General features: G+C 43.4%; 17 protein-coding genes. 1 reads left to right on the top strand and 16 read right to left on the bottom strand.

What is annotated here, in order from left to right; translation table 11 throughout:
* Positions 1-91: 91 nt before the first annotated feature.
* From MHH25_RS08365 to MHH25_RS08315, 11 genes are all read right to left on the bottom strand, one after another.
* Positions 92-328 carry a hypothetical protein gene (locus tag MHH25_RS08365; protein WP_036669455.1) on the bottom strand — a complete coding sequence of 79 codons (237 nt, stop codon included), beginning with the start codon at positions 326-328 and terminating at the stop codon, positions 92-94.
* 32 nt (positions 329-360) lie between these two features.
* Positions 361-849, bottom strand: coding sequence for an isochorismatase family cysteine hydrolase (locus MHH25_RS08360; RefSeq protein ID WP_340019751.1), 489 nt, complete (start codon positions 847-849; stop codon positions 361-363).
* A gap of 54 nt (positions 850-903) precedes the next feature.
* Complete coding sequence (locus MHH25_RS08355; RefSeq protein WP_127544730.1) at positions 904-1,614, bottom strand: AAA family ATPase; 711 nt, start codon at positions 1,612-1,614, stop codon at positions 904-906.
* Positions 1,615-1,635: 21 nt separating this feature from the next.
* Positions 1,636-1,896, bottom strand: a complete 261-nt coding sequence (locus MHH25_RS08350; RefSeq protein ID WP_076252634.1) for a DUF962 domain-containing protein — start codon at positions 1,894-1,896, stop codon at positions 1,636-1,638.
* Positions 1,897-2,023: 127 nt separating this feature from the next.
* The gene (locus MHH25_RS08345) at positions 2,024-3,037 is read right to left on the bottom strand and encodes a bifunctional glycosyltransferase family 2/GtrA family protein (protein ID WP_340019750.1); all 1,014 of its coding nucleotides are present in this window, start codon (positions 3,035-3,037) and stop codon (positions 2,024-2,026) included.
* Complete coding sequence (locus MHH25_RS08340) at positions 3,034-4,047, bottom strand: phosphodiester glycosidase family protein (protein ID WP_340019749.1); 1,014 nt, start codon at positions 4,045-4,047, stop codon at positions 3,034-3,036. The genes MHH25_RS08345 and MHH25_RS08340 overlap by 4 nt, the downstream gene beginning before the upstream one ends.
* A gap of 296 nt (positions 4,048-4,343) precedes the next feature.
* Positions 4,344-5,300, bottom strand: a complete 957-nt coding sequence (locus MHH25_RS08335) for a radical SAM protein (protein ID WP_340019748.1) — start codon at positions 5,298-5,300, stop codon at positions 4,344-4,346.
* A 291-nt stretch (positions 5,301-5,591) separates the two neighbouring features.
* A complete protein-coding gene (locus MHH25_RS08330) occupies positions 5,592-6,167 on the bottom strand; it encodes a GNAT family protein (protein ID WP_340019747.1) in 576 nt (191 codons plus the stop codon).
* Positions 6,168-6,248: 81 nt separating this feature from the next.
* Positions 6,249-6,905 carry a pyridoxal 5'-phosphate synthase gene (locus MHH25_RS08325; RefSeq protein WP_340019746.1) on the bottom strand — a complete coding sequence of 219 codons (657 nt, stop codon included), beginning with the start codon at positions 6,903-6,905 and terminating at the stop codon, positions 6,249-6,251.
* A 125-nt stretch (positions 6,906-7,030) separates the two neighbouring features.
* Positions 7,031-7,552 carry a hypothetical protein gene (locus tag MHH25_RS08320; RefSeq protein ID WP_340019745.1) on the bottom strand — a complete coding sequence of 174 codons (522 nt, stop codon included), beginning with the start codon at positions 7,550-7,552 and terminating at the stop codon, positions 7,031-7,033.
* Positions 7,553-7,632: 80 nt separating this feature from the next.
* Complete coding sequence (locus MHH25_RS08315; RefSeq protein WP_340019744.1) at positions 7,633-8,139, bottom strand: DUF2569 domain-containing protein; 507 nt, start codon at positions 8,137-8,139, stop codon at positions 7,633-7,635.
* 352 nt (positions 8,140-8,491) lie between these two features.
* On the opposite strand from MHH25_RS08315, the gene MHH25_RS08310 reads away from it, so the two are divergent.
* Positions 8,492-9,430: a hypothetical protein gene (locus MHH25_RS08310; RefSeq protein ID WP_340019743.1), complete on the top strand. Its 939-nt coding sequence runs from the start codon at positions 8,492-8,494 to the stop codon at positions 9,428-9,430.
* Between the two features lie 19 nt (positions 9,431-9,449).
* Here the strand turns inward: MHH25_RS08310 and MHH25_RS08305 are convergent, their stop codons facing one another.
* Genes MHH25_RS08305 through MHH25_RS08285 form a run of 5 tightly spaced genes read right to left on the bottom strand, consistent with a single transcriptional unit; the run spans position 9,450 to position 12,562 of the window.
* Positions 9,450-9,743, bottom strand: coding sequence for an RNA polymerase alpha subunit C-terminal domain-containing protein (locus MHH25_RS08305; protein WP_340019742.1), 294 nt, complete (start codon positions 9,741-9,743; stop codon positions 9,450-9,452).
* Positions 9,744-9,762: 19 nt separating this feature from the next.
* Positions 9,763-10,770, bottom strand: a complete 1,008-nt coding sequence (locus MHH25_RS08300; protein ID WP_340019741.1) for a phosphotransferase — start codon at positions 10,768-10,770, stop codon at positions 9,763-9,765.
* A 42-nt stretch (positions 10,771-10,812) separates the two neighbouring features.
* Positions 10,813-11,406 (bottom strand): DUF4304 domain-containing protein, encoded by a 594-nt coding sequence (locus MHH25_RS08295; RefSeq protein ID WP_340019740.1) that lies wholly within the window; start codon positions 11,404-11,406, stop codon positions 10,813-10,815.
* 58 nt (positions 11,407-11,464) lie between these two features.
* The gene (locus tag MHH25_RS08290; protein WP_339188870.1) at positions 11,465-11,977 is read right to left on the bottom strand and encodes a DUF4275 family protein; all 513 of its coding nucleotides are present in this window, start codon (positions 11,975-11,977) and stop codon (positions 11,465-11,467) included.
* A gap of 45 nt (positions 11,978-12,022) precedes the next feature.
* Positions 12,023-12,562 carry an NUDIX domain-containing protein gene (locus tag MHH25_RS08285; RefSeq protein ID WP_340019739.1) on the bottom strand — a complete coding sequence of 180 codons (540 nt, stop codon included), beginning with the start codon at positions 12,560-12,562 and terminating at the stop codon, positions 12,023-12,025.
* Between the last annotated feature and the right edge of the window lie 125 nt (positions 12,563-12,687).

Genomic DNA, 12,687 nt, shown 5'->3' with positions numbered 1-12,687 from the left:
AACCACAGCAGATATAGGCAAAGTTTGGTTTAAACCATGGAGTAACCTTACTTTCACAGTGGACATGAACATTTGGACAAAAAAAGACTCCCTAAAGAGTCCGATTATTGGTCTTGTCTTTATTTTTCACCAAATATCCACTGGCAAGCGCTGCGGGAGCGATAAAAGGTAAGAACGTCAACCAATCCATGAAAAGAAGTATAGGAACGAAAATAAATATTACACTGATATACATCATGACTGGAGATTTTTTCTTCAACCCCTGAACACCGAAAACAACTCCTGCCAATGAGATCAATAGGACAAAAGCAACGTTAAGCACGTTCATAACCATCACCTCCACTGGCATGTAGCCAACACTTATTGAATCAGATAATCAACCACAGGATATGAGATCACATTGCGATCTCTGTACGTTGAAGTCACTGCTTCGGGATGTGTGCTAAGAATTCCATTTTGCAACATAACCGGCCGGAAACCTCGCTCCATCGCTCCGTTGTAGGTGAATAGAACACATTCCTCTGTTGCAAAACCGGCGATGATCACCAATTCAATTCCATGACTCTTCAACACCTGCTCCAAGTTAGTTTGCCAGAAGGCATTGGAGGCTTCCTTGGTAACGGTGAGATCCTTCACATTCACATCCACCTCGGGAATGATGCGATACTCATCTGACGCTGCCTCCTCCATGCCCTCCACATCCTGCACGTGAACGACCGTATGATCATTCGAGCGCAGCACATTAGCCACATGATTAATGTACTCGCAAGCATGGTCTATCGAAGTTTGGTCCATCTTTTTCCGCACAATACTCTCCTGCATATCAACAATCAGCAAACCTACTTTCATCCTATCTCTCCTCATAAATAAATTTTACGCCGCATGGTTGAGTAAACTGAGAACTTACTCTTTAAATAATTCATTCAGCATCCGGTCGCGGTTCTCCAGAAAGCTGCGAGTAATCTGATAGTGATCTGTCTCCTCATAGGCTATCTCTTGGATATGGCTATCGTCAAAACTTAAAATCTCTGCCCCCGGATATCCCAGCAAAATGGGTGAATGCGTCGCAATAATGAATTGTGAAGTGCCTGACAGATCATGAAGGATACGCAATAAGGAGAGCTGCCTAGCTGGAGACAAAGCGGCTTCGGGCTCGTCAAGCAGATAGATGCCTTTGGAACTGAAGCGATTGACGAACAGACTGAGAAAAGACTCCCCATGTGATTGTTCATGTAAAGAACGCCCGCCATAATATTGAAGCGACGCCGGCATCTCATCGACATGTGATGCGAATTGATAGAACGATTCAGAGCGCATGAAGAAGCCATTCGTTATTTTGGGTAACCATGCCAGCCTGAGATAATTCCCGAGCGAGGATTCCGAAGCATGTGTCTCATAGGTATTATTCCTGCCGCCCCCTGCGGTATTGAATCCACATTGATGAGCGATGCCTTCGAGCAGCGTAGATTTCCCTGAACCATTTTCACCTACAAAAAAAGTAACGTTATTCGTGAGCTCCAATCGTTCCAAGGACCGGATCGCGGGGATGTCAAAAGGATATTGGTTCCGATTCTCGATCTTGGCCGACAGGAGTTCCACACTTCGAAGATACATAATCATCCTCCCATATTTATTTTATATAAGTTCAACTAAAGAATATTTACAATTATGAGGATAACGAAAAGCTGCGGGTTTATTGCCTTCATAATAGAAGTGCCCCATCCAGGATAAAGCGTAATGGGTTACAGCGAGTAGGAGCGTGACTTTGATATCAATAAACAAAAAAATCCATGCCACAAACGCCGACAAAAACGCGAAGTAATGCAAAATGCGGTTTTTCCGATCCTGATGCTCCTGAAGGTAATAACGCAAGTCCTTGCGCACACGATTCAACATCAGCCCACATCCATCCCACCTAAAATAAGGCTCCTTATTTCCCACTCCATCGTAACCTATTTCGGGGTACATATGAAACCGTTTCAACCAAAAAAGAGCAAGCCATAGGCTTACTCTCTCTTCAGCGTTAATAGACAAATCTGCGCTGTGCCCAATAGCTGAATACAAAGATGGATACCTCGGTCAGCAGCTTAGCTACGAGCAGCGGGATTATTAATTTTTCATTATAAAAATACAATAAACCGTAGTTTAATAACAGCACTAGTAGGACAAGTGAGAAGTATCTGGGCAATGACTGCCGAACCTTAGAGGTTCGTCCAGCGGAAAATACGTACTTCCGATTAATCGTATAGTTGAAGATGGAGCTGCACAGTCTTGCTGCGACAACCGACAGAAACAGATTATGCGTCAAATACTGGATGACGAACAGTAATCCAAAATCAATCAGTGCCGATAGCACCGAAGATGTGCTGAACATCAGGATTGGCATATAGATCCGGAACGAATCAACCAACGGGCGGAAATGGGAGGACTCATTGTGATCCAGATACACCGTATCAATAAACTCCTCCGTAATCTCATACCCTTCCTTGTGTGCCGTTAATAACATGTTCATCTCATATTCAAACCGATCCCCAGGAATCTGGTTCAGCCAATCCAGCATGGAGTAAGGAAAACCACGTAGACCCGTCTGTGTATCATATACCTGGGTACCTGTTGTGAGGGAAAAGACCGCCCTTGTGACTGTATTGCCAAACCGGCTACGTGCTGGAATTTTACCACTGAAGCGACGGCTGCCGAGTACAATTCCTGGTGTCGTCTGTGCGAGTAGCACTTCGAAGATACGCTTAATATCATGCGGTAGATGCTGTCCGTCACTATCTGCACACACCACACCGCCCTGTGGTCCAAACTCCTTAATATACTGAAAGCCCGTCTTCAACGCCCTACCCTTACCTAGATTGACGGGATGTGTCAGGACCGTACAGCCATAGGCTTCTGCCGTTTCAAAAATCCCACGGTAACCGGGGCCGCTGCCATCATCTACAATCACAATAGGTCCAAGTTTAAAAGTCTGTAACTGCAGAACGAGATTCAATAAACGCACATCGGGTTCATATGATGGAATTAATATCGTCATGATCCTTGTCCCTCCCTCAGATATAAAATGTCACTTACGCCACGTTCCTGGTTACGCCCCAGCGGGTTATTGACAACTCTGCCCATAAAATACATCGTGGATGAACCGCCGCCATCTAGATTGTAAGCCCCGGTTGCTCCGAGGCCTTTCATGACATCCGCCAGTTCTGCCAGAGTCATGCCACGGCTGTTGTCCTGCCGTCCGTCCACCACCACAAAGACATAATGATTCGGAGCAATCATGCCGATCGCTGTTCTTGGATTTGCGTCTTGAATGGAACGATTACCGAAGTTATTATCGATTTTCACACTGCTAAAATCACTGACAATCTCGCCATCCTGAATCAGAATGGGCCCAAAAGATAGTGTATCGGTTGCACCTTCGGCCAGCAGTTCCGAGGAAGAAATCTCGTTCTCGTTATATGTTTTCATCGTACCGTCGTTGAACAGGGCAAGTGCATCCCGCGTGGGGCTGTCTCGGTACAGTGTTCCATTTCGGATAATGACACCATCATCACGGAATCCGTAGTAGTCACCATTAATGGCAAAGATCGCATTGTTGGCTGCGGCAATCTCTGACGTATTCTCGGTGATGTTCGTTCCAAAACTGTTGTCCGCTAGCGCAGTTCGCAGGCTGCTTGCATCCGTTAGCTGAACATCGGCGACATAATACGTAATCTGATCCGAGCCTGATCCTGTCTGTACCTCTTCAATATTGACTTTCATATCATCACTCGAATAATTCCAATCATCTGACGTTGCATTCACTTCAGTCGTAGTGGTCGAAGTATTGCTGGAATCATTGGTGTTGTTCGTTGTTGCCGTTGCAGTGTTCTCATCCTCCACAACCACCTGCACATGCCGGATCAGGTAACGGTCAGCCAGGCTGTACAGGATTCCACCTACCACAAGCACGATGACAAGTGTGATGATGAGCCATCTGCGCTTTCTTGGAGAGATCGGTCGTTTATGTGGTTCTTTCCGGGTTGGTTTCTCATCAATCTTCATCATGTGAAGCTCACCTCTTCATCTAAGTTCTTAAAGCCATATTAGGCCGGGTAGCTTAAATGAATCTGAAACCATATCAATTGAACTAAAGATTATTTACACTAGCCACTCCGATGACAGAACAACCCTCCAATCGCTGTTATTCTGTAACTGAATAGTTCAATAAAAAAAGGTGATCCGTTTTCCCATTGAGGAAACCAGATCACCTTGATTTCAGTCTATATAAACCTAAAGGTCACTGTTATCGTGTACATATCTCGTTCAACATTCATATCACATATCTTCATCAGGTCTTCCTGTTATGCATCTGCAAAAAGAGCATCGTATGCGGGACAAGGCCGCTTCTCTAGGAATTCTGTTAACGCCGGTGGCTGCTGAGCGTATATATCCTTCAAAGACGTTCCAGTATAGATGTTGCCAATCACAACAGGATGGCATAACTCACAGATGAGAATATCCCCGTTGCCGTGCAGGTGCAGCTGTTTCGTGCCATCCACACAATTAGAGAAATACACACCAGGTTGTTCACGCAAATTCAACTGTTCAGCGAACCGATCCATACAGGTGAAATAGAGCGTTGTATCTGGCTTTTTATGTTTAATTAATTCCGTAACAGATCGAACAAGGGACTCTTTGGATACAATCTGGGTCCAGTCGGTATGCGGCATCTTAATACTGTTCTGGATCTCATGGATGCGCACACCCAGATCATACACCTTATCGCTAATGGCCTGCATGTTCGCTTGATTACCTTCAAATAGTAACGTTTCCAGCACCGTCTCCAGACCGGCTTCCGTGCACAGACGGATATTCTGCTCCAACCTTTCATACATGCGAGGATGCACGCGGTAGTACGTAGCATACGACTCCGCATCCGTATAATTGAACGAGATATGAATGTTGGACAAGCCTGCATCACGCAACGCGATGATTCGTTCTTCAGTCAGCAGACTGGCATTACTGTTCAATTGTGTATCGATGCCATGTGCCGCACAGTACGTCACAATCTCCAGGCAATCCTGATATTTCAGAGTAACTTCTCCCCCTGACAATCGCACTCTCTTGAGACGAGGAAGCTCACTAATAATACGGATGACTTCCTGACTATTGATACACGCTCCATCATCCCGATTGTAGGCGCAGCAATAGTCGCATTTATAATTGCAGTTCGATGTCACTCCCACTTCAAGCCCTTCCAGCTCATATACGCCGGGGGTTTCCAGTTCGAGTGATTTATATTTGTTTTTGCCTATCAATTCGTTGTACCTCCTGGTTCCTTCATTCAATCCACATTTGGATAACTTGAAGATTATAGCGGAAAGCATCAGGTTCAAGATATGACATTATGTACGTTGCTTGCTGAAAACAAAAATAAAACCCATATCCTCAACGATCAGGAATGGGCCAAAGCTAGGCATATAATTATTGAATTAGACAATATAAAATACGATACCTTGACCTTTTGATGCAGCAATTCAAGCGCTTTCAGGAAAATCCATGGCTCGCCAGCATGATAAATGACACACGACTTTTCAATAACACGTTCTTTATTTAATACTAGTATAGAAGTCTTCTTTTACGATAGCATACATCTTCAGATCCTGAAGCTCATTTTTCACCCTCATGTACTTCCTCAGCACACCTTCGAATTGCATGCCTGCCTTCTCCATGACCTTAGCGGAACCTGTGTTTTTCACCAAACATCTGGCCTGGATTCGCTCAAGCCCCACTTCGTCAAATCCAAATTGGATAATTCGTTTCGCTACCTCGGTCATGTAGCCTTGATTCCAAAATTGATCAGATAACACATATCCCAGCTCAACTCTCCTGTTATCGCTATCACACCCTAGATAGTTACAACTTCCGATCAGCCTCTTGGTGTGTTTATCTTCAATCCCCCATGGGCCTATTAGATCCGTCTCATAGCGACTCATGACAAAATCTAAAAAAGCTTTGGTGTCTTCTTTGCTCTGATGCGCGTCCCAGGTGGTGAACTCCGATACAGCAGGTACAACGCAGTAACTGTACATATCCTCCAGATCATCATAGGTAAGAGGTCGGAGTAACGTCCGTTCGGTTTCCAACACGGGAAATGGTTCGAAGAAACTTTCAATCGTTTTCATAGATTTATCCTCCCTCAGATAATTAGGAAAAAGAAACACACAGCAATTCGGTCCATATTACCTGACTCATCTGTTCTAAAATCAAGGCCACAATCTGAGTGTCTTCCACTGCCCATCATGCATCACATATTGGACTCGTACATGCTTGCGCTCCGAATCTCCCTGCCAAAACTCCACCTCTTGTGCATTCACGGCATATAGACGCCAATAAGGTGTAACAACACTGGGGTCACGTCTTATCTTTTCCTTCTGAGCTTCAATGGAACTATCCAACACTTCCTCGCTATCCAAAACCTCACTCTGATGCCCTGTCATAGCAACTGCTCTTGCTTCAACTGAACGTTTGCGGAAATCATCAGCGCCCGCTTCATCTCCCCGATCCTCGGCAATTCCCCTTATCCGAATCTGTCTTCCAAGGGAAGGCCAGTAGAATGTCAGGGCCACATGAGAGTTCTCCTTCAACTGCTGCCCTTTTCGACTCTCCGAACTGGAGGCAAAATAGAACGTTTCATCAATTACGTTTTTCAAAATCAACACCCGCGCATCAGGATAACCGTCTTGATCCACGGTGGATATTGTCATAGCATGAGGTTCTTTCACTTCGTTCTCAACCGCCAATCTCAACCACTCCAAAAATAACTTCCCCGGCTGCTCCGGCAACTGCCCCGTATCCCAGGTTGGAAATGGGCCGGATAAAGATTTTAAACGTTGCAACAGTTCAATGGGTTTATCGCTCATGTCATCGCCTCCATCTTCTCTTCTATTCGTTTATTTTTATCCTTTACTCTCCGCTTCCCATGTAAGCAGATCATTGTCTTCTTCAAAATAAATACTCAAGAGCATCCGTGGTTCACCCATTCCATCTACATATAACTGCACCAGATCACTTTATCCTCATTTTTTCCAAGCTCAGTTACTTTCTTAAAATCCATAATAAGTTCTGATTCCTTTATTCCAACATACTCTCCAATATCTGGATTATAATACTGAATGATCTCTACCTGATACGTTCCGTTTTGTAACTCAATTCTATATCTGGCGCAATTATCGTCTGGTACGATACAATCTTCAAATTGAGCTGCCATGGTCAGACAGGTGTAGTCCACCAGATATAACTGATTATCAGTAACCTGGATGTATCCTTTAGCTCTTCTATAGCAGCTTTCAACGTCTATATTATTTTCAAAAGTAAACTCCGTTGTCCATGAATGCTCAACACCTTCATTAGTCATTTGGAGAACTAATATGTTTCCAATCTGCATCTCCTGAACAAAATGGTTTAACAGCATATCCAGCTCCCAGTCTTCACTTACGTACGTCTTGTATTGATCCGCGTTGACTAATGCAATAAAATTGGTGTCTCCGTATTCCATCCTAAACCCCATGTGTCATCTCCTTAATATGTATCAAATAAACCCGATCTCAGATAGCTTCTATCCAAGATCGGGTATTTCCTGCTTACCATTTATCTTACAAATGTATTATAAACTCGCTCTGATTTGATAAAATAAGGAATCCAAATGGCACAAGTGATGACAGATTTCACAATCTCCTGTATTCCACTTCCATCTTCCAATTCCCTCATCAAGGGGATCTGAAGCACGAGTATATAATCAACCGTATAGAGCACCAGACTCACACTGTAATAGATGATCATTAATCGGGGTAAGGTTGCTTTTTTTCTATAAAAGGTTACAACTATATATATGGTGAACAATAAAAAGACCACATTATATATAGCTTCAAAAATAATTAATGGCCCCCAAAGAACGTGGTAGTATTCGGAGTCCTTGGAAACAAATATGTCCCACATCTCAGATGTTAATGCTGGTAACGTGTTTTGCATCAACTGTACTGCGAGCAGGATAATCGTAAGAAATAATCCAATCTGGATGAGAATCAGCCAACCACCCAATCCCGACGCACCTAGTGGACGGTAGTCTGTCTTTTGCTCTTGAATATGTGGTTCCACCTCTTAACACTTCCTTAACTAGTTTTGTTTTTCTGAGATGAGTCTTCCTCGTAATTGTACATTGAATCTACGGGTGATTCTTACCCCTTCATTCACGTGCGTTGTATGTATTTTCACACTCTCCTTATAGCAATCTCTCCGCCCTCCTATTATATAGAATTTTACACAACTTCCTTATTGTACTACGAGTGTCAAGGCACAGGTTACCAAACATCATACTCATCCATTGTAAAAGCCAAAGAAAGACCTTCGCTATACTTCCGCCATGTTCAGTAAAGTACACGTACGTCATAATCCTCTTATACAGATGCAGATGGTGACTCTGCATTGGACTACAAAGGAGGATATGGATATGACCAATCCCAAAGTAAAACTTTTGCCTTTTGCCGACATTTCAAACTATGTCGAGGGCTTCGATATCGTTTCCACCCAGTGGGGCGGGGATGGCCTTGTTTATGTGCTTTTGATGAATCAGATCCCCCAAAGAGAACGAGGTATGTTCGTCCAAAGTAAATTGAATCAAAGCTATACGTACAAAGTGCTTATTGTGACAGATCAAACTATCGAGGAAGTTGTCATCTGGGGACAGACGTTCAATTATCATTACGTACAACCATTACATGATCATCTGCTGCTCGTCGGAGCACGGTGTGCGAATTACGGAAATGAACAATTTGATTTGAACGCCAAAGTGTGTGATTTAGACGGAAATACAATTCGCGAGTTTCTGTTGGGAGACGGTATCCAAAGTGTACAGGTCACAGAGCAGGGAACAATCTGGACCAGTTACTTTGATGAAGGGGTATTTGGTAACTACGGATGGGCCGATCCAATTGGATCAAACGGTCTGTTGGCCTGGGATGAGCACGGTAATAAAGTGTACGAAAACAGCGCAGCTGACATTGCAGATTGTTACGCACTCAATGTGGTGAATGAGAAGCAGATCTGGTTCTACTTCTATACCGATTTTGAACTCGGTTGTATCTCAGGGGGAACCAGTGAACCTAACGTAACATTTATGAATCCAAACATCTCCGGTTCCTCTGGCCTCAGTACGGATGGTTATCATTTCTTGTTCGATGCCGGGTACGGTAAACATGGTACGTTTGTCCTTAAGAAAATGGAGAAGCCCGGAAGAATGAGCAAGGGGCAGAAGATTGATTTGCTAAATGAAGATGATCACCCCTTCAAGCAGGCACGGCAGGATTTTCGCCAACATCGTCTTCTACTTAGTGAAGGTAACTTGTTGTATCGGGTAACGATGGAGGAGATTACTTCCGTCTTGGATTAGAGGAAAGGGGTAAAGAGGGTTATTTCTTAAAAGACAATCCCTCTTCTTCCAATGCGTTTCGCAGTTTAGGCATGGCAGATGGCCCGATTCCGTGCAGCTTCAGGATTTCTTTCTCCGTGTACTCCGCAAGTTGCAGTAGTGTTGTAATGCCTTCATTCTCCAAGGCACGTCTGGCGGGAGCTGACAGCAAGGCTAGAAATCCTTCTGTCGGTTTACGTTCAGCTTCGCACGTTGGACAGGTTGGGCAATCACTTTTTTTATAATACAAATGTCCATGTTCGCATGTTCTGAGTGTTCCTTTATCGTTTGCCATATGGGCATCCCCTCCTGGATTAAGTATTCAACCAGTTCTTTATATCTGAAATCATATTTTCGTATTGTTTCAAAGCCTCTAAAGTCCTAATGACTTGGGATGTTCCTACTAACTGTTCCTCTATGTCCGTACATTCGATCCACAGTGACCGTTTAAGACTATACTCGAGCCAGTCCAACTTTCCAGCAAAACCAATATCCAGAACCACTTCCCAATTGGCTGTTAGACTCCCCACTCGCTTCTTATATCCACCTATAAAAGCTAAGAACTTTTCCTCGTTTATACTTCCAGAGCTATCTACTGACCAATACACAGCTGTTTCTACCAGATCATGCATCGGATTAATATAACCTGCCGATTCCCAATCTATAATAATAGGTACTTCTTGTCTCCACATCACATTCTTAGGCTCCAGATCTCTGTGACTAATAACATTATTGGATGCTAACATTGAAGATGAATTCTTAGCTTTCATGCTCCACTCATACACCTTATCCATATTGGAATCCAAAATCTTAATCCATTCCGAATTCTCATTTCTTCCTTTGTTCAGATAAAACATCCAATCTATTTTTTTAGAATTAGTCGCCTGTGGACTATCCAATTCTAGTTGTCTAAAATCCGTTTTATGGATATCTGCAAGGATCGTTCCCATCAGAGAACTGTTATTGATAGTAACTTCATCTTGTTTCAAACATTGACCCTCAATCCAATCAAATATTAGATAGAATTGATTATCAATGTTATGTATAGAAGCACCCTTTAACCTTTTTGCAGGTTGAGCATGGATATGTTCAGCTGCCACGTCTGCTATTTTTTCTGAATTAATATAATTTTGCACAGCAGCAGGTCGTATCATGATCTGGGGATTCAATGCCTTAACTGCATAATTAGCTTGCGTCGTTTCAATGGCGTACATTCGATGAAGAAGTCCACCTGAAATCGGTTTGGGCGAACTGATCAATTCACCAAGCTGTAATTCATTACACAGTTTCTCAAAATTTAAATTATATTGAGTATCGTTCATATGTTATCCCCTCTCATTTTGGCTATTTGTCTGGAGCAAAGCTTACATTCCGTACTCGGCAAAAACGGCTGCATATTTCTTTTCTAATATCGTCCAGCGCTTTTCGGCTCCGTATTTGGCGTGCAGTTGCTGTAAATAATGCTTGGCTTCTTCCGTATTGCCGGCTTTTAGCAGGAAGCGGAAGGTTACTTCGCTTAAATGTAGCGCTGTCTTGTCCATATAATAATGGACTATATCTCTGGCCCCTGTTAGCGAGTGTAGGAATGACATGCCCTCTTCCAAATGTGACACCAGTTCTTTCGATAAAGCGTCTGGATCGATATCAGGCGTTAAGGTATAGTGGGCCGGAGCGGAAGGGGCTATTTCTCTGATTCGGCAGGTAAAATGAGATGTGAACTCCAATATGTCTCCATTCAATCCAACGGAATGCAACTCCGCAAGTTCGGTGGAATGAACACCACAATTAACATAAAACTGGACTTGTCTACTGGTGTTATACTTTGCTCTTTGAATGTTGAACTTATATGCGAGGTTTCCATCCGCTTTGTAGAAATTCAGATTTTTCTTCGAATAGCCGTGTTTGGCAAATACGGGTTTGACGTCTGTTTTGATGATCTTCTTAAAAAGTTCCTGCATTGATATCACTCCCAAGGCAAAGTTTATTTAATTCGTTGTTACCCTTTTTTGTTCAGAATCATGCTTGTTCCATTTTATAAAAATAAGGACCACACATGGATTCGTGCGTATGCACGTACGTCCATGTAAACGCTCGGTCGAAGATATAGATATCCTGCTCCGAATCAAAATCCGCTGCAATAATCCGATTCGCATTTTCGTATAAAAGCACCCAACCACCACTTTCATACATCACATATACTTCATCTTTCGGCTCGGCATTGAAAGCATTTCGTGCTTCATCATGTGTCAGACATTTCTGTTGTTCATAACTGAACAAATGCCACTTGTACTGGCTATAATGGATAGACTCTTTGACCACATCATCGATATTATTGGAAAATACGCTGTCCCATTTCTGTACAATCTCTTCGGATTCGTCGTACAGTTCGGACACGATAACTCCCTTATCCTGCAAGTTCTTTTTGAACATATATTCCTGATGGATACGCTCAATCCCCCAATATGCTCGGTTCAGTTCCAACTCGGGTAAAGTATCCAGCAACTCATTAATTTTATCTCGAACCATCATTACCTCCGTATGCTATATGGAATTAGAATACCTAACCATTGCCTCTCACTGTTTAGCGTCTTCTCGCAGTACATAAGCCAGTTTGTACATTTCTGCAATGTCATGCCTGTTCTGTTTCTGGAATCTTTGGATCGCTTCATCAATCTCTACCACTTCCACTGCAACCACCTGCTCACCATCCTCCGGATTCAGCGGATCACCGACAAGTTCAACATCTCCATAACCGATGATTCGTACGAAATGGGGATGCGGGATATACGGTCGATACGGTTCCAACGCACTGGATGTGCAATAGAATTGACCAAAGATCTGATAGGACCGCATGTCTGCCCCAAGTTCCTCCATCAGTTCGCGCTTCAGTCCATCCATATACTGCTCACCTGCTTCAAGCGTCCATCCAGGCAGCTCCCAATCTCCATTATCCAGTTGAAAGACGACACATTGATCCCCGACAAAAGGAATGATGCTAATATTACTCACCAGCTTTTCATCCACGATGTCGTTCAATCTGAACTCCGCCTCAATAATTCCCCAATGAATTGACGTACTCAGCGCCGGAAATAGTTCCGCACTCAAGCTACTCATCCGCACCCGATCCTCTCTATCTAATTCCACTATTCTTCCAATTATAGTCGAAAACACAGAAAGAAGGCCACCTTCCCACCGGGGAATACGTGACCCTCTTCTTACGCTCTCTGCCCTTAAGCCTT

This window comes from Paenibacillus sp. FSL H3-0457 (assembly GCF_037981725.1).
GTDB classification, from domain to species: Bacteria; Bacillota; Bacilli; order Paenibacillales; family Paenibacillaceae; genus Paenibacillus; species Paenibacillus amylolyticus.
The sequence above is the reverse complement of the archived record's forward strand: the minus strand, read 5'-3'. Positions and strand labels throughout refer to the sequence as shown.